This window comes from Streptomyces iranensis (assembly GCF_017874715.1).
GTDB classification, from domain to species: domain Bacteria; phylum Actinomycetota; class Actinomycetes; order Streptomycetales; family Streptomycetaceae; genus Streptomyces; species Streptomyces iranensis.
The window spans coordinates 18,522-44,698 of sequence record NZ_JAGGLR010000010.1 but is presented as its reverse complement, the minus strand read 5'-3'; the positions used below and the strand labels follow the sequence as shown (position 1 = coordinate 44,698).

At 72.5% G+C, this 26,177-nt stretch carries 25 protein-coding genes; 14 read left to right on the top strand and 11 right to left on the bottom strand.

Going from position 1 to position 26,177, the window contains the following annotated elements; translation table 11 throughout:
• Positions 1-12: 12 nt before the first annotated feature.
• Positions 13-1,545: a tRNA (N6-isopentenyl adenosine(37)-C2)-methylthiotransferase MiaB gene (miaB, locus tag J2Z30_RS19345; RefSeq protein WP_078956596.1), complete on the bottom strand. Its 1,533-nt coding sequence runs from the start codon at positions 1,543-1,545 to the stop codon at positions 13-15.
• Positions 1,546-1,692: 147 nt separating this feature from the next.
• On the opposite strand from miaB, the gene J2Z30_RS19340 reads away from it, so the two are divergent.
• From J2Z30_RS19340 to J2Z30_RS19330, 3 genes are all read left to right on the top strand, one after another.
• The gene (locus J2Z30_RS19340) at positions 1,693-2,415 is read left to right on the top strand and encodes an IclR family transcriptional regulator (RefSeq protein ID WP_044569389.1); all 723 of its coding nucleotides are present in this window, start codon (positions 1,693-1,695) and stop codon (positions 2,413-2,415) included.
• Between the two features lie 172 nt (positions 2,416-2,587).
• Positions 2,588-3,577, top strand: a complete 990-nt coding sequence (locus tag J2Z30_RS19335; protein ID WP_044569390.1) for a TAXI family TRAP transporter solute-binding subunit — start codon at positions 2,588-2,590, stop codon at positions 3,575-3,577.
• 62 nt (positions 3,578-3,639) lie between these two features.
• Positions 3,640-4,242, top strand: a complete 603-nt coding sequence (locus J2Z30_RS19330; RefSeq protein WP_044569391.1) for a class I SAM-dependent methyltransferase — start codon at positions 3,640-3,642, stop codon at positions 4,240-4,242.
• A gap of 126 nt (positions 4,243-4,368) precedes the next feature.
• Here J2Z30_RS19330 and J2Z30_RS19325 read toward each other — a convergent pair whose 3' ends face one another.
• Positions 4,369-5,805 (bottom strand): sensor histidine kinase, encoded by a 1,437-nt coding sequence (locus J2Z30_RS19325; RefSeq protein WP_044569392.1) that lies wholly within the window; start codon positions 5,803-5,805, stop codon positions 4,369-4,371.
• An 18-nt stretch (positions 5,806-5,823) separates the two neighbouring features.
• The gene (locus J2Z30_RS19320; RefSeq protein ID WP_044581309.1) at positions 5,824-6,534 is read right to left on the bottom strand and encodes a response regulator transcription factor; all 711 of its coding nucleotides are present in this window, start codon (positions 6,532-6,534) and stop codon (positions 5,824-5,826) included.
• Between the two features lie 306 nt (positions 6,535-6,840).
• Between J2Z30_RS19320 and J2Z30_RS19315 the strand changes: the two genes are divergently transcribed.
• The 8 genes from J2Z30_RS19315 to J2Z30_RS19285 all read left to right on the top strand — a co-directional run bounded on the left by J2Z30_RS19315 (position 6,841) and on the right by J2Z30_RS19285 (position 13,701).
• A complete protein-coding gene (locus tag J2Z30_RS19315) occupies positions 6,841-7,617 on the top strand; it encodes an amino acid ABC transporter ATP-binding protein (RefSeq protein ID WP_044569395.1) in 777 nt (258 codons plus the stop codon).
• A 98-nt stretch (positions 7,618-7,715) separates the two neighbouring features.
• Positions 7,716-8,627: a glutamate ABC transporter substrate-binding protein gene (locus J2Z30_RS19310; RefSeq protein ID WP_044581310.1), complete on the top strand. Its 912-nt coding sequence runs from the start codon at positions 7,716-7,718 to the stop codon at positions 8,625-8,627.
• A 110-nt stretch (positions 8,628-8,737) separates the two neighbouring features.
• Positions 8,738-9,385 (top strand): amino acid ABC transporter permease, encoded by a 648-nt coding sequence (locus tag J2Z30_RS19305; protein WP_020868017.1) that lies wholly within the window; start codon positions 8,738-8,740, stop codon positions 9,383-9,385.
• The gene (locus J2Z30_RS19300; RefSeq protein WP_044569398.1) at positions 9,382-10,326 is read left to right on the top strand and encodes an amino acid ABC transporter permease; all 945 of its coding nucleotides are present in this window, start codon (positions 9,382-9,384) and stop codon (positions 10,324-10,326) included. The genes J2Z30_RS19305 and J2Z30_RS19300 overlap by 4 nt, the downstream gene beginning before the upstream one ends.
• A gap of 233 nt (positions 10,327-10,559) precedes the next feature.
• Complete coding sequence (locus J2Z30_RS19295; RefSeq protein WP_044569399.1) at positions 10,560-12,299, top strand: FAD-dependent monooxygenase; 1,740 nt, start codon at positions 10,560-10,562, stop codon at positions 12,297-12,299.
• 274 nt (positions 12,300-12,573) lie between these two features.
• Positions 12,574-12,663 carry a putative leader peptide gene (locus J2Z30_RS51705; RefSeq protein ID WP_309471148.1) on the top strand — a complete coding sequence of 30 codons (90 nt, stop codon included), beginning with the start codon at positions 12,574-12,576 and terminating at the stop codon, positions 12,661-12,663.
• 61 nt (positions 12,664-12,724) lie between these two features.
• On the top strand, positions 12,725-13,300 hold the full coding sequence (locus J2Z30_RS19290) for a cupin domain-containing protein (RefSeq protein WP_372453284.1): 576 nt from the start codon (positions 12,725-12,727) through the stop codon (positions 13,298-13,300).
• Positions 13,301-13,305: 5 nt separating this feature from the next.
• On the top strand, positions 13,306-13,701 hold the full coding sequence (locus J2Z30_RS19285) for a rhodanese-like domain-containing protein (protein ID WP_372453286.1): 396 nt from the start codon (positions 13,306-13,308) through the stop codon (positions 13,699-13,701).
• Positions 13,702-13,760: 59 nt separating this feature from the next.
• On the opposite strand, the gene recX is transcribed toward J2Z30_RS19285, so the two are convergent.
• The 4 genes from recX to J2Z30_RS19265 all read right to left on the bottom strand — a co-directional run bounded on the left by recX (position 13,761) and on the right by J2Z30_RS19265 (position 17,131).
• Positions 13,761-14,372 (bottom strand): recombination regulator RecX, encoded by a 612-nt coding sequence (gene recX / locus J2Z30_RS19280; protein WP_044569403.1) that lies wholly within the window; start codon positions 14,370-14,372, stop codon positions 13,761-13,763.
• A 3-nt stretch (positions 14,373-14,375) separates the two neighbouring features.
• Entirely contained in the window at positions 14,376-15,515 is a 1,140-nt protein-coding gene (gene recA / locus J2Z30_RS19275; RefSeq protein ID WP_044569405.1) for a recombinase RecA, read from the bottom strand.
• 136 nt (positions 15,516-15,651) lie between these two features.
• Complete coding sequence (locus J2Z30_RS19270) at positions 15,652-16,857, bottom strand: AI-2E family transporter (protein WP_078956597.1); 1,206 nt, start codon at positions 16,855-16,857, stop codon at positions 15,652-15,654.
• A gap of 79 nt (positions 16,858-16,936) precedes the next feature.
• Positions 16,937-17,131 carry a DUF3046 domain-containing protein gene (locus J2Z30_RS19265; protein ID WP_044569407.1) on the bottom strand — a complete coding sequence of 65 codons (195 nt, stop codon included), beginning with the start codon at positions 17,129-17,131 and terminating at the stop codon, positions 16,937-16,939.
• A gap of 78 nt (positions 17,132-17,209) precedes the next feature.
• On the opposite strand from J2Z30_RS19265, the gene J2Z30_RS19260 reads away from it, so the two are divergent.
• Entirely contained in the window at positions 17,210-18,205 is a 996-nt protein-coding gene (locus J2Z30_RS19260; protein ID WP_209468746.1) for a hypothetical protein, read from the top strand.
• A gap of 18 nt (positions 18,206-18,223) precedes the next feature.
• On the opposite strand, the gene J2Z30_RS19255 is transcribed toward J2Z30_RS19260, so the two are convergent.
• Genes J2Z30_RS19255 through J2Z30_RS19245 form a run of 3 tightly spaced genes read right to left on the bottom strand, consistent with a single transcriptional unit; the run spans position 18,224 to position 20,116 of the window.
• Positions 18,224-18,526, bottom strand: a complete 303-nt coding sequence (locus J2Z30_RS19255; protein WP_020868027.1) for an AzlD domain-containing protein — start codon at positions 18,524-18,526, stop codon at positions 18,224-18,226.
• Positions 18,523-19,263, bottom strand: coding sequence for an AzlC family ABC transporter permease (locus J2Z30_RS19250; RefSeq protein WP_107073274.1), 741 nt, complete (start codon positions 19,261-19,263; stop codon positions 18,523-18,525). Before J2Z30_RS19250 ends, J2Z30_RS19255 begins: the two co-directional genes overlap by 4 nt.
• Before the next feature lies 1 nt (position 19,264).
• On the bottom strand, positions 19,265-20,116 hold the full coding sequence (locus tag J2Z30_RS19245) for an AraC family transcriptional regulator (RefSeq protein WP_044569412.1): 852 nt from the start codon (positions 20,114-20,116) through the stop codon (positions 19,265-19,267).
• An 81-nt stretch (positions 20,117-20,197) separates the two neighbouring features.
• On the opposite strand from J2Z30_RS19245, the gene J2Z30_RS19240 reads away from it, so the two are divergent.
• Both J2Z30_RS19240 and J2Z30_RS19235 read left to right on the top strand, forming a co-directional pair.
• Positions 20,198-24,862, top strand: coding sequence for an ATP-dependent helicase (locus tag J2Z30_RS19240; protein ID WP_044569413.1), 4,665 nt, complete (start codon positions 20,198-20,200; stop codon positions 24,860-24,862).
• Positions 24,863-24,959: 97 nt separating this feature from the next.
• Complete coding sequence (locus tag J2Z30_RS19235; RefSeq protein WP_044569414.1) at positions 24,960-25,766, top strand: Fpg/Nei family DNA glycosylase; 807 nt, start codon at positions 24,960-24,962, stop codon at positions 25,764-25,766.
• Here the strand turns inward: J2Z30_RS19235 and J2Z30_RS19230 are convergent.
• Complete coding sequence (locus tag J2Z30_RS19230) at positions 25,700-26,002, bottom strand: hypothetical protein (RefSeq protein WP_078956598.1); 303 nt, start codon at positions 26,000-26,002, stop codon at positions 25,700-25,702. The two genes, J2Z30_RS19235 and J2Z30_RS19230, sit on opposite strands and share 67 nt — an antisense overlap.
• Positions 26,003-26,177 lie beyond the last annotated feature (175 nt).

Sequence of the window (26,177 nt, the reverse complement as noted above, 5' to 3'; positions counted from 1 at the left end):
CTAGCCGTGCGCTCAGTCGCAGCCGCAGCCCGCGGTGGGCGCGGCCGGCTGCGGCGGCGGGGCGCCCACCGTCGGCAGGCCCAGCATCACACCCGCGGGTTTCTTCTCCCCGGGCGCGTTCCGCCGCTCCCAGGCGTCCCCGGCGCGAGTGCGCCGCACGCCCCGGGCCGGGCCCTCGGCCAGCAGATGGTGGGGGGCCGCGTAGGTGATGTCGACGGTGACGACATCACCGGGGCGAACCGGCTCCTGGGGCCGCGCGAAGTGCACCAGACGGTTGTCGGGGGCACGGCCGGACAGCCGCCGCGTGGCGTCGTCCTTACGGCCCTCGCCCTCCGCGACCAGCACCTCCAGCGTGCGCCCGACCTGCTTCTTGTTCTCCTCCCAGGAGATCTCCTCCTGGAGGGCGACCAGCCGCTCGTAGCGCTCCTGGACGACCGCCTTGGGCACCTGGCCGTCCATCTCGGCGGCGGGCGTCCCGGGCCGCTTGGAGTACTGGAAGGTGAACGCCTGGGCGAAGCGCGCCTCGCGCACCACGTGCAGCGTCTGCTCGAAGTCCTCCTCCGTCTCACCGGGGAAGCCGACGATGATGTCGGTCGAGATGGCGGCGTCCGGCATCGCGGCGCGCACCTTCTCGATGATGCCCAGGTAGCGCTCCTGCCGGTACGAGCGGCGCATCGCCTTGAGCACGGTGTCCGAGCCGGACTGCAGCGGCATGTGCAGCTGCGGCATCACGTTCTCCGTCTCCGCCATGGCGGCGATGACGTCGTCGGTGAAGTCGCGCGGATGCGGCGAGGTGAACCGGACCCGCTCCAGTCCCTCGACCTTCCCGCAGGCGCGCAGCAGCTTGCTGAACGCCTCGCGGTCGCCGATGTCGGAGCCGTACGCGTTCACGTTCTGGCCGAGCAGGGTGATCTCGGTGACGCCCTCGGCGACCAGGGTCTCCACCTCGGCGAGGATGTCGCCGGGGCGGCGGTCCTTCTCCTTGCCGCGCAGCGCCGGGACGATACAGAAGGTGCAGGTGTTGTTGCAGCCCACGGAGATGGAGACCCACGCGGCGTACGCGGACTCGCGCCGCGTCGGCAGGGTGGAGGGGAAGGCCTCCAGGGACTCGGCGATCTCGACCTGGGCCTCCTCCTGGACGCGGGCGCGCTCCAGCAGCACCGGCAGGCTGCCGATGTTGTGGGTGCCGAAGACCACGTCGACCCAGGGGGCCTTGTTGACGATGGTGTCGCGGTCCTTCTGGGCCAGACAGCCGCCGACGGCGATCTGCATGCCAGGCCGCCGCGCCTTGATCGGTGCGAGTCGGCCGAGGTTGCCGTACAGCCGGTTGTCGGCGTTCTCCCGCACCGCGCAGGTGTTGAAGACGACGATGTCGGCCTCGCCCTCGCCGGTGCCGTCGGGCGCGCGGACATAGCCCGCCTCTTCCAGGAGGCCCGAGAGCCGCTCGGAGTCATGGACATTCATCTGGCACCCGTAGGTGCGGATCTCGTAGCTCTTGGGTGCTTGAACGTCCACTGCCGGGCTCCGGTCGCTGCTGATGGTCACCCAACAAGGGTAGGCGCTCACAGAAGCCCCTCTGCCGGGCGGTGGACCGGGCCACCGGCCGGGCCACCGGCCCGTCCCTCGGGTATGGGCCGACGGCCGGGCACCGGCACACTGTGTTCCATGACACGGAACAGCGCACAGGGCAACATGCTCGACAAGGCGATGGCCGTCCTCGACTGCTTCCGTCCCGATGGCGGCGCGTTCCGTCTCACAGAACTGTCCGTGCGTACCGGGCTGGCCAAGACCACCGTGTTCCGGCTCTGCGCCGATCTGGTCCGTCTCGGCCTGCTCGAACGCGACGCCGAGAGCTACCGGCTCGGGGGCGCCCTCTTCGAACTGGGCTCACTCGTCCCGCGCCGACGCGATCTGCGGGAGGCCGCGCTGCCGTTCCTGCAGGACCTCTTCGAGGCCACGCACGAAACCGTGCACCTCGGGGTGCGCGAAGGCCACGAGGTGGTCTACGTCGAGCGTATCCACGGCCACGACGCCCTTCGGCTGCCGTCCCGCATCGGCGGCCGACTGCCGCTGACCTGCACCGGCGTCGGCAAGGCACTTCTGGCGTTCTCGGGCTCGGAGCTGGTCGAGGAGATCCTGGCTGCGCCTCTGCCAGCCCTCACCCCCCACTCGATCACCGATCCGGACCGGCTGCGCACGGCCGTCGAGCAGGCCCAGGTCGCGGGTCTGGCCTACGAGGAAGAAGAGGCGGCTCCGGGGGTCAGCTGCATCGCGGCTCCCGTCTTCGACGGGCCGACCTCGGTGGCGGCGCTGTCGGTGGCCGTACCCCGCGGCCGCTTCCGGCCGGCGCAGCTGGCACCGGCGGTCCGGACCGCGGCCCTCGGCCTGTCGAGAGCCCTGCGCTCCGGCAGATGAGCGGGTGGCCGCCCGCACGACGGGTTCCGAGGCTCGCCCCTCCCCTCGTGCGGCGGCTCGCCCCTCCCCTCGCGCAGCGGCTCGCTCCTGCCCTCCCGTAGCGGCTCGCTCCCGCCCTCCCGTAACCGCTCGCCCCTCCCCTCCCGTCAGCGGGCCTGGCAGGATCCTCGCCATGGCCCTCACCCTTCCGCGCCTGGACCGGCGCCGTGCCCTGCAGTCCGCCGCCGCGGGCCTCGTCGCCCTCGGGCTGCTGCTGTGGTGGCTGCTGGCGTCGGGCGGCGGCCCCTCGCCCAGCGGCCGGGTGACGTTCGCGACGGGGGTCTCCACCGGGGTCTACGACACCTACGGCCGGATGCTCGAACAGGATCTCGCCCGGGACCTCCCCGATGTCGATGTGCGGCTGGAGCGGTCCAGGGGGTCCCCGGACAACGTCGAGCGGCTGGCCCGGGGCAGGGCCACCTTCGCCATCGCCGCCACCGACGCCGTCGCCGCCTACCAGGGCGAGGGAGCGGGGCGGCTGCGGGCCTGCGCCCGGCTGTACGACGACTACATGCAGCTGGTCGTGCCGAGGGGCTCGTCCGTACGGTCGGCCCGCGATCTGAAGCATCTGCGGGTGGGCGTGGGCGGCGACGGCTCCGGCGTGCAGCTGATCACCCGGGCGCTGATCAAGGCCGCCGGGCTCGACTTCGACCGGGACATCCGGGCCAAGCGGGTCGGCATCGACGCCATGCCGAGGCTGCTGCGGCAGGGCAAGCTCGACGCGTTCTTCTGGTCGGGCGGGCTGCCGACCACCGCGGTGCGCACCCTGGCCCACGCCTACCCGATCCGGCTCGTCCAGCTCGGCGACCTCACCGGCCCACTGCACCGGCAGGGCGGGGTGACGCGCTACTACCGGGCGGCCACCGTGCCCGCCGACGCATACGAGGAGATACGCAGACCGGAGCCGGTCAAGACGATCGCCGTACCGAACCTCCTGGTCACCACGGACCGGGTGGCACCCGGTCTGGCGGAGGGCGTCACGCGCACGGTGATAGAGAACCGGGACCGCATCGGGGCGAAGGTGCACGCCGCCCAGAAGGTGGACCTGCGAACCGCCGTCTTCACCGATCCCCTCGCCCTCCACAAGGGCGCGGCGCGCTATTACCGCTCGGTCAAGCCGTAGCCCGGCACCGCTGCCGCCTCGATACGGCCGACGGCCGGGACCTGGTCCGGCAGGATCTTCACATGACAGTGAAGAACGGCAGTCGGTGGAACCACAACATCCACTACCACCCCCGCATCCTTCACGCGGTCCCCGATGGCGCCCAGCGCGCCCTCGACGTCGGCTGCGGCGAGGGCATGCTCGCCCGCGCGCTCCGGCGGACCGTGCCGCACGTCACCGGGATCGACCGCGACGCGGCCGGCATCGATCAGGGACGTGCGTACGGGGACGACGTCGACTACGTCCTCGGCGATTTCCTGAGCCATCCCTTCGAGCCCGCCTCGTTCGACGTCATCGCGTCGGTGGCCACCCTGCACCACATGGACGCCGCCACCGGGCTGGTCCGCATGCGCGAGCTGCTGCGGCCCGGCGGGGTCCTGGTTGTCGTCGGCCTCGCCCGGAACACCATGCCCAGGGACCTGCCGCACGTCCTCGCCGCCGTGGCCGTCGGTAAGGTCCACCGCGCCAGGAAAGGGCATTGGCAGCACCCGTCGCCCGTCGTATGGCCGCCGCCGGTGACCTACCCGGAGATGCGGGCGCTGGCCGCCGACCTCCTGCCCGGCTCGCGGTACCGCCGCCACGTCCTGTGGCGCTACAGCATCGTCTGGCGCAAGCCGCGGGACTGAACGGCGAGCGGGCCTTACGGCCGGCGTCACGTCCTTACGGTCCGCGTCACGGACTCACAGCCCGCGTCACGGACCTCACAGCCCGCCTCACGGACACAGCCCGCCTCACAGTCCTCGCGGTCCGCGTCACGTCCTTACGGTCGTCACGGCCTCACCGGGCCCCGACCGCGGCACCGTAATGGTCACGCGCAGACCACACGGCTCGTTGGGCGCGTAGTCGATCGTGCCCCCGCCCGCCGCGAGCAGCGCGCGAGTGATGGACAGGCCCAGACCCGAGCCCGAGACGTTCTGGTGGCGGCTGCTGCGCCAGAAGCGGTCGCCGATGCGGGCGAGTTCGTCCTCCGTGAGGCCGGGGCCGCCGTCGGCGACGACGATCGCCACGGTGTCGCCCTCCGTACGCGCCGAGACCTCCACATGCGCCCCCTCGGGCGTGAACTTCAGGGCGTTGTCGACGACGGCGTCCAGCGCGCTGGACAGGGCCACCGGGTCGGCCCAGCCGGTGATGGCCGCGGGGCCGGTGTAGGCGAGCCCGACTTCCTCCCGCTCGGCCACCGGAAGCCAGGCGTCCACCCGGTCGGTGGCCAGCTCCGCGATATCGGTGAGCCGCAGATCCGCGGCGGAGTGCTCGGCCAGGGCGAGGTCGAGCAGATCGTCCAGGACGCTGGCCAGGCGCTTGCCCTCCGCGCGCACCGAGGCGATCTCCTCATGGCCGTCCGGCAGCTCCAGCGCCAGCAGCTCGATGCGCAGCAACAGCGCGGAGAGCGGATTGCGCAACTGGTGGGAGGCGTCGGCGACGAACGCCCGCTGCTGTTCGAGGACTTGCTCGACGTTGTCGGCCATCTCATTGAACGAGCGGGCCAGCCGCCGCAGCTCCGGCGGCCCGGAGGCGGCCGCGACGCGTGACTGCATCCGCCCGGTCGCGATGTCATGGGTCGCGGTGTCCAGGACGCGTACGGGCCGCAGCACCCATCCGGTGAGCCGGAATGCGGCGCCGACGGCCAGCAGCATCGCGGCGCATTCGCCCGCGCCGATGACCAGCCAGCCGTGCAGGGTCCGCGACCGCATCTGGCCGGTGGGCGAGTCGGTGACGACGACGGCCACCACATCGCCGTCGCGGACGACAGGGGACGCCACGGTGAGCCTGCCCCGCTGCCAGGGCCACACCTGGGGCGGATCGTGGCTGCGGCGCCCGGCGAGGGCCTCGTCGAACGCCTGGGCGCTCTCACCCGTGTCCGGCAGCCGCCAGCCACCGGGCGCCTCGGCCATGGGCGGCGCGTCCCGGTCCCGGTAGAAGACCCCGGCCCGGATGCCGTACAGGTCGTGGTAGCGCTTCAGCTCGGCGCGCAGAGTGTTCAGCCGCTCGTTCCCCTCCGCGCCGACCGCCCCCGTGGGCCCGGCGGTGACGAACTGGGCGAGCGCGGCGAAGCGCGCGGTGTCGTCGATCCGGTCGACGACCACGCGCTGCTGCTCCCGGGCGGCCAGGCTCCCGGCGAGCGGGAAGCCGAGCGCGAGCAGCACGCCCGCCATGAGGACGATGAGGAGGGGGAGGAGCCGAGTGCGCACCGAGGGAGCCCCGGCCGCTCAGCCGGCCGGGGCGACGAGGCGATAGCCCACCCCGCGCACCGTCTCGATCAGGGCGGGCATCCGCAGCTTGGAGCGCAGGGAGGCGATGTGGACCTCCAGGGTGCGCCCCGTCCCTTCCCAACTGGTGCGCCAGACCTCGCTGATGATCTGCTCCCGGCGGAAGACGACACCGGGGCGCTGGGCGAGCAGGGCGAGCAGATCGAACTCCTTGCGGGTGAGCGAAACGGTCGTCCCGTTGACGGAGACCTGGCGGGTGGGCAGCTCGATGGTCACCGGGCCGAGCCGCAGCGGCGGATGGGAGCCGTCCGGGCTCTCCTCGGTGCCATGGCCCGGGTCGTGGGCGGCGGTGCGGCGGCTGACGGCGTGGATCCGGGCGAGCAGTTCCATGGTGTCGTACGGCTTGACCACGTAGTCGTCGGCGCCGAGGTTGAGTCCGTGTATGCGGGAGCGCACATCGGCGCGTGCCGTCACCATGATCACGGGGGTGGCGGTGCGCTTGCGGATCTTGCCGCACACCTCGAAACCGTCCTGGTCGGGCAGGCCGAGGTCCAGGAGGACGACGCCGAAGGGGGCGCCGGTGTCCGGCAGCAGCGCCTGCAGCGCCTCCTCGCCGCTGCGGGCGTGGGTGACCTCGAAACCGTGCTTGGAGAGGATGGCGGACAGGGCCGCGGCGACATGGTTGTCGTCCTCGACGAGCAGCAGTCTCACCGGCCCCTCCGCCACCTTTCCGTATCAGCGGAGACGCGCCCCGTACGCGTCTCCGTCACCATGTCTTCGAATGCGGCCACGAACATGGCCACAGGGCATCCACCCCGATCGACGGGCAGCCGTCAAGACGCATTGGGTCACACACTGGTTTCCGTTACGCAGCCGGTACTGCGCGCGTCGTCCCGTTCACGCAGAGTGTCGCATCGCGGCCATATCGTTATCCTCAATTTCAGCTCAGATGTAATGACGCTGGTCGCGGGCGCTCATTAGTGTCCTCCCAACCGAGGAGGACGGAGCGAGACGCCGATGAGCGAAGTATCGGTGACCAAGGACGCCGCACCGGTGGCGAACGCGTTGGTTGCGCTGTCAGGAGTCAACAAGCACTTCGGCGCGCTGCATGTGCTCCAGGACATCGACCTGACCATCAGCCGCGGCGAAGTGGTCGTCGTCATCGGACCGTCCGGGTCCGGGAAGTCGACGCTGTGCCGCACGGTCAACCGGCTGGAGACGATCGACTCCGGCTCCATCACGATCGACGGCAAGCCGCTGCCCCAGGAGGGCAGGGAGCTCGCCCGGCTGCGTGCCGACGTCGGCATGGTCTTCCAGTCCTTCAACCTCTTCGCGCACAAGACGGTGCTCGAGAACGTGATGCTGGGCCAGATCAAGGTCCGTAAGGCGGACAAGAAGGCTGCCGAGGAGAAGGCCCGCACGCTGCTCGACCGGGTCGGCGTCGGCGCCCAGGCGGACAAGTACCCCGCCCAGCTGTCCGGTGGCCAGCAACAGCGCGTGGCGATCGCCCGCGCCCTGGCCATGGACCCGAAGGTGATGCTCTTCGACGAGCCGACCTCGGCGCTGGACCCGGAAATGATCAACGAGGTGCTGGAGGTCATGCAGCAGCTCGCCCGGGACGGCATGACGATGGTCGTCGTCACACATGAGATGGGCTTCGCCCGCTCCGCGGCGAACCGGGTGGTCTTCATGGCCGACGGCCGGATCGTCGAAGAGGCCGAGCCGGAGCAGTTCTTCAACAACCCCCGCAGCGACCGGGCCAAGGACTTCCTGTCGAAGATCCTTCACCACTGAGCCCGCCGAGCCCGCCGGGCCCGCATTCGGCCCGGCAGACGCTCCACGTTCGCCACTGCGTACGTGAACCACGTACTGAACACAGAGGGATGGGCACCATGAGGATTCGTAAGACGGCCGCGGCGGCCACGGTGGTTCTCGCGCTGGCCGCGACGGCGACCGCCTGTGGCGGCGAGAAGGGCAACGCCGGGGACAAGCCGAAGGGCGGCGAGGTCTTCAGCGGCGACTACACGGTCGCGAAGGATGTGAAGATCGACTCGCCGACCCTGAAAGCGGCGCAGAAGCGCGGCAAGATCGTCATCGGCGCCAAGGCCGACCAGCCCTTCCTCGGGTTCCAGGACACCGAGGGCAAGCGCTCCGGCTTCGACATCGAGATCGCCAAGATGGTCGCCGCCGACCTCGGCTTCTCCGCGGACAAGATCAGCTTCAAGACGGTGGACTCCAACGTCCGCGAGACCTCGATCTCCAAGGGCCAGGTCGACTACTACGTCGGCACGTACACCATCAACGACGAGCGCAAGAAGCAGGTCGGCTTCGCGGGCCCGTACCTCACCGCCGGCGCCGACCTCCTGGTCCGCGAGGAGGACAAGGGCAAGATCACCGGCCCGGACAGCATCAAGGGCAAGAAGGTCTGCTCGATCGTCGGCTCCACCCCGCTCCAGGAGATCAAGAAGCCGAAGTACGGCGCCAAGACCACCGAGCTGAGCAAGTACTCGCTCTGCGTCAAGCAGCTGCTCGACGGCCAGGTCGACGCGGTCACCACCGATGACGCCATCCTCAAGGGCTACGCCGCCCAGCGCCCGAGCAAGCTGCACGTGGTCGGCAAGCCGTTCACCGAGGAGCCGTACGGCGTCGGCATGGACAAGAGCGACAAGGCGCTCCGCGACGCGATCTCCGACTCGCTCGAGAAGCACATCAAGAACGGCGACTACAAGAAGGCGTACGAGGGCACGCTCGGCAAGTCCGGCTCCTCCTACGTCGCGCCGAAGACGCCCCTGCCGCGCTACTGAGCAGGGTTACTGAGCAGGGCCATCCGCCCGCTCGCTCACCCGTTCGCCTGTTCACCCCGAAGCCGGTGCGCTCCGCACGCCGCTGACCTGACCGCTACCGCGGAGAATCGATGAACGTACTTCTCGATCATTTGCCCCAGTTCCGGGAGGGGTTCCTGGGAACCCTCTCCATCACGGCGGCCAGTGCGGCGCTGGCTCTCGTGCTGGGCGTCGTCATAGCCGGCTTCCGGGTATCGCCCATACCGCCGCTGCGGGCGTTCGGGACGGCCTGGGTCACCCTGCTGCGCAACACCCCGCTGACCCTGCTGTTCCTGATCTCGTTCTTCGTGATCCCGCAGATCTTCTTCCCGGGGACGAGCCCCTTCGTCCTCGCCATGATGGCGCTGGGCTGCTACACGTCGTCCTTCGTCTGCGAGGCCGTGCGGTCCGGTATCAACACCGTGCCGCTCGGCCAGGCGGAGGCCGCCCGCAGCCTGGGGATGACCTTCTTCCAGACCCTGCGGCTGATCGTCCTCCCCCAGGCCACCCGGTCCGTGATTCCCCCCATGAGCAGCATCTTCATCGCGCTCACCAAGAACTCGGCCATCGCCGGGGCGTTCAGCAACACCGAACTGTTCAATGTCTCGAAGCTGCTGAGTGACAAGGGCTTCGCGATCGGCTGGATCTTCCTGTGGATCGCGCTGTGCTACCTGGTCATCACGTTCGCCATCAGCGGTCTCTTCCGGCTGCTGGAGAACCGCCTGGAGGTGGCCCGATGAGCTCGAGCGTCCTGTACGACGCCCCCGGCCCCAAGGCGCGCGTCCGGAACCGCGTCTTCTCCGTGGTCGGCGGTCTGGCCGTGCTCGGGCTGATCGCCTTCGCGGTGGTACGGCTGAACGCCAAAGGTCAGTTCGCGCCCGAGATGTGGGACATCTTCAACTACGCGGGGGTGCGGACCAGCATCCGCGACGGTGTGGTCACCACCCTGAAGGTGTTCGCGGTCGCGGCGGTCCTCTCCCTCGCCCTCGGTGTGCTGCTGGCCACCGGCCGGCTCTCGGACCACAAGCCCGTCCGCTGGTTCGCGACCGGCTTCATCGAGCTGTTCCGGGCCGTCCCGCTGCTGATCACCATCTACGTGCTGTGGGTGCTCTTCCTGACCTACCGCTCGGACCTGGGGCTCAGCGGTGACAACACCGGCTTCTGGGCCCTGGTCATCGGCCTGACCGTCTACAACGGCTCGGTCCAGGCCGAGGTCCTGCGGGCGGGCATCAATTCGGTGCCCAGAGGCCAGCGCGAGGCCGCGTACGCCCTGGGCATGCGCAAGACCCAGGTCATGATGACGGTCCTGGTGCCGCAGGCCGTAAGGGCGATGCTGCCGACCATCATCAGCCAGCTGGTGGTGACGCTGAAGGACACCTCCCTCGGCTATGTCATCACCTACCAGGAGCTGCTGTTCCAGCTTCAGCAGCTGGCCGGCAACACCGTGGTCAACGACGAGAACCCCTACGTCCCGGTGATCATCGTCGGCGGTGTCATCTACATCGCGATGTGCCTGGCCCTCTCCGCCCTCGCCACCTGGATCGAGCGGCGCGGCCGGCGCGCCAAGACCGGCATCCGGGTCGCGGACGCCGGACAGCCGCTCGCGGCCGCCGACGCGCTCGATGTCGTCGACCAGTCCGCGACCTCCGCTCCGGACGCGTCCGCGGGCAAGACGAACTGAGGGGACGCCCCCGGCCCTCCGGGCGGACGCCGTCCGGGGAGTCGGGCGGACGCCGCCCGGGGCCGGGCGGATGAGCGAGACCCCTACCAGGGCGGTGGCGCGCGCGCCACCGCCCTTCGTCGCTTGACGCGGGCAGCGGCAGTGGGTTGCATGCTTTCTGTGATCGCTCACCGGGTTCCAACTGCCAATTTCCGTACGTCACGTACGACCCGCAGGGCCACAGGAACCGCACCGTGGACCCGGTGATCGTCGCCGGGGCGGGCCCGGTCGGCCTGACCCTGGCCCTCGCCCTCGCGCGCCTCGAGGTGCCCGTCATCCTGCTGGACGAGTCCACGGAAGCCGAGGAGAGCCGCCTGGCCCGCACCGTCGTGCTGCGCCCGGACGCCGCCGCCCTGCTGGAGCGGCTGGGCTGCCGGGTCACCGCCCGCACCCGGCCGTGGACCGGATGGCGCACGATGCGGCGGCGGCAGCTGGTGCGGCAGGTGCCCCTCACTCCCGGCGGCCTCTTCGGCGGTCCGCCGTCGCCCGAGCGCGGCACCGGCGGCTGGGGCGGCGGCCTTACGGAGGCCATGGACGCTCCCGAGGGTGACGGGTCCGCCTCCGAGGACGAGTCGGCGCCGGTGTCGGCGCCCTCACCGCTGCATCTGCCCCAGCACGAGCTCACCAGGGCGCTGCGGGGCTCGCTGGCCGCCATGGGCGACGAGGACCTCGTCCGGATCGTCTCCGGAACCCGGATCGACGACCTGGAGCAGGACGACCACGGGGTCGGGGTGCGCACCCGGGGCGCCCAGGCCACCTGGTGGCGGGGCAGCTATCTGGTGGGCTGCGACGGGCCGCGATCCACCGTCCGCAAGCTCCTCGGCGTGCGCTTCCCGGGCCGTACGGCGGTGGAGCGGCATGCCGTCGCGGCGCTGCGGGCCGAACTCCCCTGGCCCGGCGAGGCCCTGCTGCACCGCTCCCCGCCCTGGCGCAGCATCGACGCCGAGGTCACCGCCAAGCCGCTGCCGCACGGCCTGTGGCGGATCGACTGGCTGCTGCCGCCCGGCCGCGACCTTGTCACCCCTGACGCCCTGATGGTGCGGGTGCGCGACACCCTCGCGGGGTGGTGCGGCGAATCCGAGCCCCCCTATGAACTCCTGGACACCGGCGTGCACACCGTGCACCACCGGCTCGCGCTGCGCTGGCGCGTCGGGCGCGCCTTCCTGGCCGGGGACGCCGCCCATCTGCTGGGCGCGCTCGGCACCCAGGGGTTCGAGGAAGGGCTGCGGGACGTCGACAACCTCGCCTGGAAACTGTCCCTCGCCTGGCACCACGGGGCCTCGGACGCGCTCCTGGACAGCTACCAGGCGGAGCGGCGCGGAGCCGTCGGGGCCCGGCTGCGCGCGGCGGACCAGGCGCTGCCGCTGGTGCGCGCGGCCGGCGGCTGGCACGCGGTACGGCGCACCGTGCGGCCCGGCGGGGCGCGCGGGCACGACACGCTGCTCACCGAGGGTCACCTCGGGCGGGGTCCGCTGGGCGCGCCGCCCGTCTACGACCGTTCGCCGCTGGCCCCGGCCGCGCCGCCGGACGGCTCGGTCACGGTGGGGACGGCGCTCGGGGCGCCGGTCGCCGATGTGCCGGTGACCGCGCCGGACGGTTCGGTCGTACGGCTGCGGGAGCGGCTCGGCCGGGAGCTGCTGGTGGTGCTGGTCGCCCCCGGCACCGGGGTGTGGGACCGCCGCCACTGGATGCGGGCCGGGCTGATGCCGCGGCTGGCGGCGGCCGTCGCGGCGCTGCCCCTGCGCACCGAGTTGCTGGTCACCGAGGCGTACCCGGGCGCCCCGGCGCACACCGTGCTACTGGTGCGGCCGGACGGCCATCTCGCCGCGGCGCTGTCGGGGGTGCGGCCGAGCGCGCTGTACGTGTGCGCGGACGCGGCCCGGGGCGGGAACGCGGCCAGGGGCGCCCCGGCGGAGGCGAGCGCACGGCGGTAGTGCGTACGGGAAGCGCGGGCTCAGCGGGGCGCGCCGGGGGTTGACACTCCTGCCCCCGGCCGCGTCTCCGGGCGCGTGGTGCGTGTTCGGGCGCGGGTGGTCGTCCGCGGGGCGCGGGTGGTCGTCCGCGGGGCGCGGGTGGTCGTCCGCGGGCGTGCTTGGTCGGTCCGCGGGCGTGCGTGGTCGTCTCCGGGGCGTGCGTGATCCGGGCGCGCATCGAGGTCCGGGCCGGTGAGGTTGACCTTCCTTTCCGGCACATGATTCACTTCGCAGCGTGACTGACACCTGCTTGCCTCGCTTCTGGCGGAGGGTCCATCTGGACCTGGTCCGCTACGCGGGCTGTGTCTGTCGTCCGTCCTGTTGATCCGCCTCTTTCCCGCGCGGCGCGGCCGCGCCCCTTTCGCGATCATTCAGGACGGTTCTCTGTGCCCGACGTACGCACTTCCCCCTCCAGTCCCGTGCGCCCCTCCGCGGACCTCGTCACGGACCCCGCGTCCGGCCCCGTCGCCCCGCCCAGCGCCGCGGAACTGCTCGACTTCGCCCGCCGGACCGCCGCCGACGCCGAGCTCGTCGCCTCGCTTCCGCTCGATCCGGAGGGCCGCACCTGGCTGCGCCTCGCCGGGCCGGGCGGCAGCGAGGCCTGGCTGATCGGCTGGCCTCCGGGCACCGGCACCGGCTGGCACGACCACGGCGGCTCCCATGGCGCCTTCGTCTCGGCGGCGGGTGAGCTCAACGAGCAGTCACTCGCCGCGCGGCTGCCCACCGAGGGCTGGAAGACCCTGGAGCTGGCCGACGGTGTGGACCGCGAGCGGCGGCTGCCCGCAGGACGTGGCCGGGCCTTCGGACCGCATCATGTGCATGAGGTGATCAACCCGTCCGACACCGAGCATGCGGTGTCGGTGCACGCCTACTATCCGCCGCTGCCGCTCATGCGGCGCTACAGCCGCACCGGTCAGACGCTGCGGCTGGAGCAGGTCGAGCGGCCCGAGGAGTGGGGATGAACGCGATGGGCACGACCGACACGACCAAGCGGAGCGTGGACGAGCTGCTGGCCGAGGCCCGTGAAGAGCTCGACCGGCTGGAGCCCCTCGACGCCGCCGCGGCGCAGGTCGAGGGCGCACTGCTGGTGGACATCCGGTACGCGGCGCTGCGGGAGCGCGACGGCACCATCCCGGGGGCGCTGATCGTCGAGCGGAACGAGCTGGAGTGGCGGCTCGACCCGCAGTGCGACCACCGGCTGCCCGAGGCCACCCACCACGATCTGCGGGTTGTGGTGGTGTGCAACGAGGGCTACGCGTCCAGCTTCGCCGCGGTCTCGCTGCGCCGGCTGGGGCTGGCGCGGGCGACCGATCTGATCGGCGGCTTCCAGGCGTGGCGCGCGGCAGGCCTTCCGGTCAACTAGCGCCCCGCGTCTCGGATGCCGGGACGGGCCTGGAGCTCTCGGAGGTCGGCCGCCGAGGCTCAGAGATCCGGAAGGTGACGCTCCAGCAGCTCCGTGTCCTCCCCCTCCTCCTCCAGCGCGCACCGCACCACCCGCAGTGCCAGCCCCTCGGAGTAACCCTTGCGGGCCAGCATCCCGGCGAGACGGCGTATCCGCTTCTCCCGGTCCAGGCCACGGGTGGCCCTCAGCTTGCGCTCGACCAGCTCGCGCGCGGTCTGCTCCTCCTGACCGGCGTCGAGCTGTCCCACGGCGTCGTCGATCAGGGTGGCGTCCACGCCCTTGGTGCGCAGCTCCCGGGCGAGCGCCCGCCGGGCGAGCCCTCGGCTGTGGTGCCGGGACTCCACCCACGCCTCCGCGAACGCCGCGTCGTCGATCAGACCGACGTCCTCGAACCGGGACAGCACCTCCTGCGCCGCGTCATCGGGGATGCCCCGGGTGCGCAGCGCGTCCGCGAGCTGCTTACGAGTGCGCGGGGTCCCGGTGAGCAGGCGCAGGCAGATTGCCCGCGCCTGCTCCTCCGGGCCCGGCGGCGACCCCTGCTCGGCCCTCGACAAGGAGGGGGCGCCGCTGTCCGGACGGTCCGGGCGCTCCGGACGGCCTGGGCCGTCCGGCCATTCGGTCCGCCGTGTCATGGATCAGCTCTTGGCCGCGGCGGTCTTGGCCGCCTTCGCCCCGGACTTGGCCGCCGGGGCGGCCACGGCCTTCGCCGGTGCGGCGGCGGCCACGCCCGCGGCACCCGCCGCGTCCGCGGCGGGCTCCGCGGCGGCCGGGTCCTGGGGCTTCACTCCGATGCCGAGCTTTTCCTTGATCTTCTTCTCGATCTCATTGGCGAGATCGGGGTTGTCCTTCAGGAAGTTGCGGGCGTTTTCCTTGCCCTGACCGAGCTGGTCGCCCTCGTAGGTGTACCAGGCGCCGGACTTGCGGACGAAGCCGTGCTCGACGCCCATGTCGATCAGACCGCCCTCGCGGCTGATGCCCTGGCCGTAGAGGATGTCGAACTCGGCCTGCTTGAAGGGCGGCGCGACCTTGTTCTTGACGACCTTGCAGCGGGTGCGGTTGCCGACCGCGTCGGTGCCGTCCTTGAGGGTCTCGATGCGACGGATGTCGATGCGGACGGAGGCATAGAACTTCAGCGCCCGGCCACCGGTCGTCGTCTCCGGGGAGCCGAACATGACGCCGATCTTCTCGCGCAGCTGGTTGATGAAGATCGCGGTGGTCTTGGACTGGTTCAGCGCACTCGTGATCTTACGGAGCGCCTGGCTCATCAGCCGGGCCTGGAGACCGACGTGCGAGTCGCCCATCTCACCCTCGATCTCCGCGCGCGGTACCAGGGCGGCGACGGAGTCGATGACGATGAGGTCGAGAGCGCCGGAGCGGACCAGCATGTCCACGATCTCGAGCGCCTGCTCGCCGTTGTCCGGCTGGGACAGGATCAGCGAGTCGGTGTCCACGCCGAGCTTCTGCGCGTAGTCCGGGTCGAGGGCATGCTCCGCGTCCACGAAGGCGACCGTGCCGCCCGCCCGCTGGGCGTTGGCCACCGCGTGCAGGGTCAGGGTCGTCTTACCCGAGGACTCCGGGCCGTAGACCTCCACCACGCGGCCGCGCGGCAGGCCGCCCACGCCGAGGGCGACGTCGAGAGCGGTCGACCCGGTGGGGATGACCTCAATGGGGTCGTTCGGCCGGTCGCCCATGCGCATCACGGCGCCCTTGCCGAATTGCCGTTCAATCTGTGCGAGCGCGGCGTCGAGGGCCTTCTCGCGGTCGGTTCCTGCCATGGGTCCCACCCGGTTTGCTTGAGTCGATCGCTTCACGTCCATGACGCTAGCGCCTGCCACTGACAAGCGGCCCTGTCGTCCTCGGCCTGTGGATAACTGCCGGGGCCTCCATGAGAATGGATGTTCGATTTTTGTGTCAACCACGCCGCGCCAGCGCGGCGCGCATCCGCGCGAGGGCCGAGACTCCGCGCCGCCGCGCGCGCCCGTGCACCCGCGGATCGTCGGTCACGTCGTAGCGCTTGATGTACGCGCCGAGGAACGCCTGGAGTGTCGCGGTCGCCGGAATCGCGATCAGCGCGCCCACGGCGCCCAGCAGCGCGGTGCCGGCTATCACCGATCCGAAGGACACGGCCGGATGGATGTCCACCGTCCTGGCGGTGATCCTCGGCTGGAGCAGATAGTTCTCGAACTGCTGGTAGATCACGACGAAGATCAGGACCCACAGCGCGTACCAGGGCTCGATGGTGAACGCGATCAGCATCGGCAGGGCCCCGGCCAGGTAGGTGCCGATGGTCGGGATGAACTGCGAGATCAGCCCCACCCAGACGGCGAGCGCCGGGGCGTAGGGCACACCCAGGGCCTCCAGCAGGATGTAGTGGGCGACACCGGAGATCAGGGCCATCAGCCCGCGGGAGTAGATGTAGCCGCCGGTCTTCGCGACCGCGATCTCCCACGCGCGCAACACCTCGACCTGCCGGGTCGGCGGCAGCACCGAGCACAGGGCGCGGCGCAGCCGGGGGCCGTCGGCGGCGAAGTAGAAGGCGAACAGGGTCACCGTCAGCGTCTTGAACAACCCGCCGAGCACCTGTGCGGAGACGTCCAGCACATTGTCGGCACTGTTCTTGACGTAGCTCTGGAGCCAGTCGGAGTGCAGCAGGCTGTCCTGGATCTCCAGACGCGACAGATGCGTATGGAACGTGTCGTTGATCCAGCTGACCACGTCGTCGAGGTACTTCGGGAAGTCCTGGACCATGGTGATGATCTGGTCGGCGAGCATCGAGCCGAGCAGGGTGAAGAACCCCGCGGTGCCGACGAGGATGGCGAGAAAGACCAGCCCGGTGGCCAGCCCCCGGCGCATGCCCCGGGCGGCCATCCGGTCCACGGCCGGTTCGATCGCGAGCGCCAGGAAGAACGCGATCAGGATGTTCAGCAACAGCCCGGTCAGCTGGTCGAAGGCCCAGGTCGCAAGGCGGAAACAGGCCACCAGCGCGAGTGCGAGCACCATGGCGCGCGGCAGCCAGCGCGGCATGCGCGCGGCGGGTTGCGGGGATTCCGAGGAGACCCGAGCGGCGCTCGGGTTGTCGTCGGCGTCGGAGGAGAGGGTCTCTTCGGTCGGGGCCACGGAGCAAGTGTGGCGTACACCGGTCGAAGAAATCCGGCCACCCCGGGAAGCTGATACGTCCGGAGCGCCCGGGGACCGCTCAGCGCCTGCCCTCGGGGATCTCCATCGCGGCGCAGACCCCGCGCCAGACCTCCTTGGCCTCCCAGCCGTCCCTCAGCGCCTCGTGCACCGTCCGGCCGCCGAGTTGCGACATCACATGATCGCGCGCGAAGGAGTCGGCGTACGCCTCGCCGAAGTGATTCGCCATTCGCTGCCAGAAGTCCGTCAACCGCATGCGCCCAGTATCGCGCTCCCGGGGTGCACCGGTGCGTGAGCCCCCTACCGACCGTGCCTTCCGGCCTACGGTCTGTCCATGGATCGATCCGCAAGCCTCCCCTCCTCGCCGTCGTCGCCCCCCTTGCCCCCGCCCGGACCCGCCGACCCGGCCCGGCTGGCCGGGTCCTCCGCGCTCTCCCGCGCCGAGCGGTTCGTCTGGCTGACCGCCCGCGTGCTGGAGCAGCGCAGATTCGCGTACCACTTCCTGGGCGGCGGCGCCGAGGCCGTCGAGACCGCGCTGACCACGTACCTGGGGGCCGACGGGGGCTACGGCCATGCGCTGGATCCGGATCTGCGCGGCCCGGTGAGCCAGCCGCCGCACGCCGTGCACGCCTTACGGGTGCTCGACGGGATCGGGCGGTGCGGCGGGCAGCGGGTGGAGCGCCTGTGCCGCTACCTGACGTCCGTGTCCACCCCGGACGGCGCACTGCCCGTCTGCCACCCTTCGCCGCACGGCTACCCGGCGGCCCCCTGGGTCCCGTCGGCGGACGATCCGCGCGGTGATCTGCTGACCACCGGGCCGGTGGTGGGACTGCTGCATCGCAACGAGGTGTGGCATGCGTGGCTCTTCCGGGCCACGGACTTCTGCTGGGCGGCGGTCGCCGCCCTGGGGGAGGGCGGCGCGGCGGTGCGTCCGTACGAGGTCGCCGCCGCCGTCACCTTCCTCGACGGGGTGCCGGACCGGGCCCGCGCCGAGGCGGCAGCCGAGCGGCTCGGCCGCCGGGTGCGGGAGGAGCGGCTGATCGTGCCCCACCCGGCCGCCGACCCCACAGAGGACCGCCCCCTGGCGCCGGGGCCCTGTGAGTCCCTCCAGGTGCACGACATCGCCCGTACGCCCGGCTCCCTGGCGCGCCGGTGGTTCACGGACGCCGAGGTGGAGCGGTTCCTGGACACACTCCTGGCCGCACAGCAGGAGGACGGGGGCTGGCCGCCGCCCCGGCGCGCCTGGACGCCGGGGGCCACGCTGGAGTGGCGGTCGGTGGCGACCATCGAGGCGCTGCTGACACTGCGGGCCTACGGGCGGCGGATCTGAGCGCGGGCGTCCGGGAGGTCACAGGGCCCGGACGCCGGCCGTGACGGCGACGGCCACGGCGACCACGACCAGGAAGGGGGCGCGGAGCACCAGCGCGAGCGCCGCCGCCCCCAGCCCGGCCGCCCTCGCGTCCAGGAGGAGGTGCCGACCGTCGCTGAAGGTCTGCTGGGCGGTGAGCGCGGCCAGCAGGGCCACGGGCAGCAGCGCGGCCAGACGCCTGACGAGCGGGCGCTCCAGGACCCCGGCGGGCACCGAGAGGCCCAGCAGCTTGACCAGGTAGCAGCCCGCCGCGGTGACGCCGATGGCGATCCAGGTGGTCATCGGCGCTCACCCGGCTCCGCGCCGCGCGCCATGCGCCCGTGCACCCCAAGGACGACGGGAGCGGCGAGCGCAGCCACCAGGACCGGGACCCCCGCGGGCAGCACCGGCTGGCACAGCAGCACCAGCAGGACGCCGAGACCGGCCACGGCCCGTTCGACGGTGCCGCTGAGCATGGGGGCCAGCAGGGCGAGGAAGACGGCGGGCCCGGCGGCGTCCAGGCCCCAGGCGTCGGTGTCGCCGAGGGCGGACGCACCCAGGGCGCCGATCAGGGTGGTGAGGTTCCACAGGACGTACAGCGTCAGCCCGGTGACGGTGAAGCCGAGGCGCGCGCTGCGCCGGTCGGGCTGGGCGAGGGCGACGGCCGAGGTCTCGTCGATGACCCATTGGGCCGCCAGGGGGCGCACCGCGCGCGGCAGCCCGAGGAGTCCGGACAGCCGCAGCCCGTAGAAGGCGTTGCGCACCCCGAGGAAGAACGCCCCGGCGGCGGCGGTGAACGGATTGCCGCCCGCCGCCAGCGCGCCCACGAGGGCGAACTGCGACGCCCCGGTGAAGACCAGCAGGCTGAGCGCACAGGTCTGCAGCAGGCCGAGCCCGGCGCCCGCCGATGTCACCCCGAAGGCGAAGCCGGAGAGTCCGACCGCGACACCGACGCCCAGGGCGTCGCGGACGACGGCCGAGTCCGCCGGGGGCGTGGCGGGATCGGTTCGTATCTCTATCTGTTCTGACACAGCGCGCACTTTAGGAGAGCGCTTCGACTCCGGTCTTGTACGTTCTTGCGCGCTCACGCCGGTAGGCGCCCGGTGGCACCCCCACGATCCGGGTGAAGTGACGGTTCAGGTGGGACTGGTCGGTGAAGCCGACGGCGACGGCCACCTCAGCGGGCGCGCTCCCGGCGTCCAGCTGCCGCCGGGCCCGGCGGACCCGCGCGTCGGTGAGCCAGGTGTGCGGCGGCATCCCGTAGACCGCGCGGAAGGCGCGCAGGAGGGCGAAGGGACCGGTGCCCAGCTCGGCCGCCAGCCGCTCCAGGGACGGCGGGTCCGCCATCCGCTCCTGGAGGATCGCGCGGGCGCGCGCCGCCGTCCGGGCACCCGCGGTGCGCGCCGTGCGCTCGGGGAGCGGGCCGCCGTGGTCGCGCAGCAACCGGGCCAGCGCGATGCGCAGCAGGCTGTCGGCGGCGAGCGCGTTGCCCTCCTCCGCGGCCCGGTGCACAGCGGTGACCAGCCGCGCCCCCTGGGGGTCGTCGACGGTGGGGATCCGGAACCCGGCCGTGCCCCGGAGCGTGGTCGTCTCGGCGGCGATACCGGCGACCAGGTCCGCGGCCGGGTACAGCACGCTGTACGCCCACCCCTCGGGCGCCCCCGCCCGTCCGGTGTGCGGCACCTCCGGGTTGATGAGCGCGAGCCCGCCGGGCCCGGTGCGCTCGATGGCGCCGCGGTGGTGGAACTCCTCGACGCCCTCGGTGATCGCGGCGATCACGAAGGTCTCGTGGGTGTGCCAGACGAAGGTCTTGTCGATGTAGCGGGCACGCAGCAGGTCGACGCCCGGAAGCTGGGGGTACCGCCAGTGCCGCGCGCTCTCCCGGTTGGCCATGGCACCATTGTGCGCCCCGCCCGGTCCCCCTCTGACCTGCGGCTCCGTCCATTGTCAGTGGTGCGGTGCACGATGGAGGGCATGGCAGGCTCGGCGCTCGACGGATTCTCCCCGGCCACCCGCGGATGGTTCACGGGTGCCTTCACCGCGCCCACGCCCGCGCAGGAGGGCGCGTGGCAGGCGATCGGCGCGGGCTCGGACGTCCTGGTCGTCGCCCCCACCGGCTCGGGCAAGACCCTGGCCGCCTTCCTGGCGGCCCTGGACAAGCTGGCCGGTGAGCCGCCGCCCGCCGAGGCGAAGAAGCGCTGCCGGGTGCTCTATGTCTCCCCGCTGAAGGCCCTGGCGGTGGACGTCGAGCGCAATCTGCGCAGCCCGCTGACCGGTATCCGCCAGGAGGCGGTGCGGCTGGGCATGCCCGAGCCGGAGATCCGGGTGGGCACCCGCTCGGGCGACACCCCGGCCGCCGAGCGCCGCGCTCTGTCCACCCGCCCGCCGGACATCCTCATCACCACCCCCGAGTCGCTGTTCCTGATGCTCACCTCCGCCACCAGGGAGGCGCTGCGCGGGGTGGAGACCGTGATCCTGGACGAGGTCCACGCCGTCGCGGGCACGAAGCGGGGAGCCCATCTCGCGCTGTCCCTGGAGCGCCTCGACGAGCTGCTCGAGCGCCCCGCCCGGCGCATCGGCCTGTCCGCGACCGTACGGCCGGTGGACGAGGTGGCGCGGTTCCTGTCGCCCCGGCGCAAGGTGGAGATCGTCCAGCCCCCGTCGGGCAAGGAGTTCGACCTGTCGGTGGTCGTGCCCGTGGAGGACCTGGGCGAGCTGGGCGGCGCCCCCGCCCAGGAGGGCGAGGCGGGCGAGCGGCCGTCGATCTGGCCGCATGTGGAGGAGCGGATCACCGATCTGGTCCAGGCCCACCGCTCCACCATCGTCTTCGCCAACTCCCGCCGGCTGGCCGAGCGGCTGTGCAACCGGCTGAACGAGATCGCCTACGAGCGGGCCACCGGTGAGGCCCTGCCCGAGGACCACTCCCCCGCCGAGGTGATGGCCGAGGCCGGTGCGGCCCGGGGCGCGCCCGCGCTGCTTGCCCGCGCGCACCACGGCTCGGTGTCCAAGGAGCAGCGGGCGCTGGTCGAGGAGGACCTCAAGGCGGGCCGGCTGCCCGCCGTCGTCGCCACCTCCAGCCTCGAGCTCGGCATCGACATGGGCGCGGTCGACCTGGTCGTCCAGGTCGAGTCGCCCCCCTCGGTGGCCTCCGGGCTGCAGCGGGTCGGCCGGGCCGGACACCAGGTGGGCGCGGTCTCCACCGGAGTCGTCTTCCCCAAGTACCGCGGCGACCTGGTGCAGGCCGCGGTGGTCACCGAGCGGATGCGCGAGGGCGCCATCGAGTCGCTGCGGGTGCCCGCCAACCCGCTGGACGTGCTCGCCCAGCAGCTGATCGCCATGACCTCCATGGACACCTGGGACGTGGACGAGCTGCTGGCCCTGATCCGCCGCGCCGCGCCGTTCGCCTCGCTCCCGGAGTCGGCGTACACCTCGGTCCTCGACATGCTCGCCGGGCGCTACCCCTCCGACGCCTTCGCTGAGCTGCGGCCGCGCCTGGTGTGGGACCGCGTTGCCCATACGGTCACCGGCCGCCCTGGGGCGCAGCGGCTCGCGGTGACCTCCGGCGGCACCATCCCCGACCGCGGGCTCTTCGGCGTCTTCCTGGCGGGCGCCGACCCCAAGAAGGGCGGCGGGAGGGTCGGGGAGCTCGACGAGGAGATGGTCTACGAGTCGCGGGTGGGTGATGTGTTCACCCTGGGCACCACCTCATGGCGGATCGAGGACATCACCCGCGACCGGGTCCTGGTCTCCCCCGCCCCCGGCGTCCCCGGCCGGCTGCCCTTCTGGAAGGGCGACCAGCTGGGCCGCCCCCTGGAGCTGGGCCGCGCCCTGGGCGCGTTCCTGCGCGAGGTGGGCGCGCTGCGGCCGGAGGACGCCCGTCTGCGGCTGCTGGCCGCCGGTCTGGACGCCTGGGCCGCAGAGAACGTCATCGGGTATCTGGACGAGCAGCGCCGCGCCTGCGGACATGTGCCGGACGACCGCACGATCGTGGTGGAGCGGTTCCGCGACGAGCTGGGCGACTGGCGCGTGGTGGTCCACTCCCCCTTCGGCGCGCAGGTCCACGCCCCCTGGGCGCTCGCCCTGGGCGCCCGGCTCTCCGAGCGGTACGGCATCGACGCCCAGGTCATGCACGCCGACGACGGCATCGTGCTGCGGCTGCCCGACGCCGATCTCATGGGCCTCGACCTCCTCGACGCGGACCCGATGCGCCAGGGGGTGGAGTACGACACCGAGCAGTCCCCGGTGGGGGCGGCCGATGTCGCGTTCGACAAGGGCGAGATCAACCAGATCGTCACCGACCAGGTCGGCGGCTCGGCGCTGTTCGCCTCCCGGTTCCGCGAATGCGCCGCCCGCGCCCTGCTGCTGCCCCGCCGCGACCCCGGCAAGCGCACCCCGCTGTGGCAGCAGCGCCGGCGCGCCGCGCAGCTCCTCCAGGTGGCGAGCGAGTTCGGCTCCTTCCCGATCGTCCTCGAAGCGGTCCGCGAATGCCTCCAGGACGTCTTCGACGTCCCCGGCCTCACCGAGCTGATGGGCGACATCGAGGCCCGCCGGGTCCGGCTGGTGGAGGTGACCACCCCCGAGCCGTCCCCCTTCGCCCGCTCGCTGCTCTTCGGCTATGTGGCGCAGTTCCTCTACGAGGGCGACTCCCCGCTCGCCGAGCGCCGCGCCGCCGCGCTCTCCCTGGACTCGCGGCTGCTGGCCGAGCTCCTAGGCCAGGCCGAGCTGCGCGAGCTGCTCGACGCCGACGTCCTGGCCGAGCTGGAGCAGGAGCTCCAGTGGCTCACCGAGGACCGCCGGATCAAGGACGCCGAGGGCGTGGCCGACGCCCTGCGGGTGCTCGGCCCGCTCACCGCCGCCGAGCTGGCCGAACGAGGTGCCGGACCCGGGTGGGCCGACGATCTGGCCGGGGCCCGGCGCGCCATCCGGGTCCGGATCGCGAGCGAGGACCACTGGGCCGCGGTGGAGGACGCGGGGCGGCTGCGGGACGCGCTCGGCACGGCTCTGCCGGTGGGCGTCCCCGAGGCGTTCACCGAGCCGGTCAAGGACCCCCTCGGCGATCTGCTGGCCCGCTACGCCCGCACCCACGGCCCGTTCACCTCCGCCCAGGCCGCCGCCCGCTTCGGCCTCGGCGCGGCCGTCACCGAGGGCGCCCTGCACCGGCTCGCCGCGAGCGGCCGCGTCGTCCAGGGCGAATTCCACCCGTCGGGGCTGGGGCAGGAGTGGTGCGACGCCGCGGTGCTGCGCCGGCTGCGGCGCCGTTCCCTGGCCTCGCTGCGCCACGAGCTGGAACCCGTGCCGCCCTCGGCGCTCGCCGCCTTCCTCCCGCAGTGGCAGCATCTGGGCACCCACAGCCTGCGCGGTATCGACGGGCTGGTGCGCGCGGTCGAGCAGCTCCAGGGTGCGCCCGTCCCCGCCTCCGCCCTGGAGAAGCTGGTCCTGCCGTCCCGGGTGAGCGACTACACCCCCACGATGCTCGACGAGCTCAGCGCCTCCGGGGAGGTCGTCTGGGCCGGTGCGGGCGCGCTGCCGGGCAAGGACGGCTGGGTCACCCTGCACCTGGCCGACACCGCCCCGCTGCTGCTGCACACCCCGCACCCCCTCGAGGCGGGCCCCCTCCACCAGGCCGTCCTCGACTCCCTGGCCGGGGGGTACGGGCTGTTCTTCCGCCAGATCGCCGAGCAGGCCCGCGCCGCCGGGCACGAGTTCCTGGATCCCGAGCTCGCCGAGGCCCTGTGGGACCTGGTCTGGGCGGGCCGGGTCACCGGTGACACCCTCGCCCCGCTGCGCTCCCTGCTGGGATCGGGCCGTACCGCGGGCTCCACGGCCCACCGCGCCAAGCGCACGGTCCCCCGGGGGCGCTATGGCGGCCTTACCGGCCGCACCGGCCGGCCCACGGCATCGCGCAACGGGCCGCCCACCGTCGCCGGGCGCTGGTCCCTGCTGCCGGAGCGCGAGCCCGAGCCCACCCACCGCGCCCACGCCCTGGCGCGCGCCCTGCTCGACCGGCACGGCGTGGTCACCCGCGGGGCGGTCGCCGCCGAGGGGGTCGAGGGCGGCTTCTCCGCCGCCTACCGGGTGCTGTCCGCGTTCGAGGAGTCCGGCCAGGCGCGCCGCGGCTATGTGATCGAGGGGCTCGGCGCCGCCCAGTTCGCGATGGACGGCGCGGTGGACCGGCTGCGCGCGGTCAGCACGGCCCGCGACCGCGCGGCGGCCCCCGCCTTCGACGGACAGCGCGGGCAGCCCCGGCGTGCCTTCGTGCTCGCCTCGGCCGACCCCGCCAACGCCTACGGCGCCGCTCTCCCCTGGCCCGATCCGCCCGCGGACGCGGGCCACCGGCCGGGCCGTAAGGCGGGAGCGATGGTGGTGCTCGTCGACGGGGAACTGGTGCTCTACATGGAGCGGGGCGGCAAGACCCTGCTCGCCTGGCCCTCGGGCGAGGCCGAGGCCGCCTCCCCGGAGGACGACGCCAGGCTGTGGACGGCGGTGGAGGCGCTGGCCGAGTCCGCCCGCGCGGGGGCGCTCGGCTCGGTCACCGTCGAGCGCGTCAACGGCGCCCAGGCGCTCTCGTCCCCGATCGGCAAGCTCCTGGAATCGGCGGGCTTCCACCCGACCCCGCGGGGCCTCCGCCTGCGCCCTTGATCAACAGCCCTCGTCCGCGCGCCTGAGCTGCACCCTGGGCCCACGCCCCTGATCACCCGGCGCCCCGCCTGGTCTCGCCCCCGGCATCATGGATGGCATGCCCGAAGGAGACACCGTCTGGCAGACCGCACAGCGCCTGCACCAGGCCCTCGCCGGAGCCCCGCTCATCCGCAGCGACCTGCGCGTCCCCCGTCTGGCGACCGCCGACCTCACCGGCCGCCAAGTCCTCGGGGTCGTCCCGCGCGGCAAGCATCTGCTGACCCGTGTCGAGGGCGGGCTGACCCTCCACTCGCATCTGCGGATGGACGGCTCCTGGCAGGTGTACGGGCCGGACGAACGCTGGCGCGGCGGCCCGCACCACCAGATCCGGGCCATCCTCGCCAACGCGGCCCACACCGCCGTCGGCTACCGTCTGCCCGTCCTGGAACTGCTCCGCACCGGCGACGAGGACCGTGTCGTCGGCCATCTGGGCCCCGATCTCCTCGGCCCCGACTGGGACCCGGACGAGGCACTGCGCCGACTGCTCGCCGATCCCTCCCGGCCCCTGGGCGAAGCGCTGCTCGATCAGCGGAACCTCGCCGGGATCGGCAATGTCTACAAGTCCGAGCTGTGCTTCCTGCTGCGCGTGTCCCCCTGGCTGCCGATCGGCGAGGTGCCCTCCCCCGAGCGCCTGGTGGCCCACGCCAAGAAGCTCCTGGAGGCCAACAGGAACCGGCGCGTCCGGGTCACCACGGCCGAGTCGCGCCGCGACCGCAGGCTATGGGTGTACGGGCGTCCTGGGCGGCCCTGTCTGCGTTGCGGTACGCCGGTGCGCGCCGCCGACCAGGGGGACGCGGGTCAGGAGCGCTCGACCTTCTGGTGCCCGAGCTGCCAGGCGGGGCCGCAGGGTCCTGTCCCGTCCTGACGCGGAGGGCCTCCCCGGCGGCGGGTGCCGCCCCTTCTGGGCGAGGGACCGCAGTGCACCGGCAACAGGCTCAGCCCCCAGCCGCCGACCGCCAACGCCCCCTCCACCGGTCCGGCCTCCCCCGGCTGCACCGCCAGCCGCAGCACAGACCACCACCAGACGCCGCCCAGAGCGAGCGCGAGCACCCATCGGACCGGCCTGAAGCCGTGGGTGTCGGCCCCTCCGACGGCTGCCATGACTGCCTCCTTCGGCGACGCTGAGCGCTCCGCGGGAAGTGGCGCGAGGTGCGGTCGTTCATCCGCGGCTGCGTCGTGGCTGGTCGTGCGGTTCCCCGCGCCCCTTCGGGGCGCGACCGAACCGCACCGGACTTCAGTGAGGCCGCTTAGACGCCTGTTCGCACACGGCGGGAGG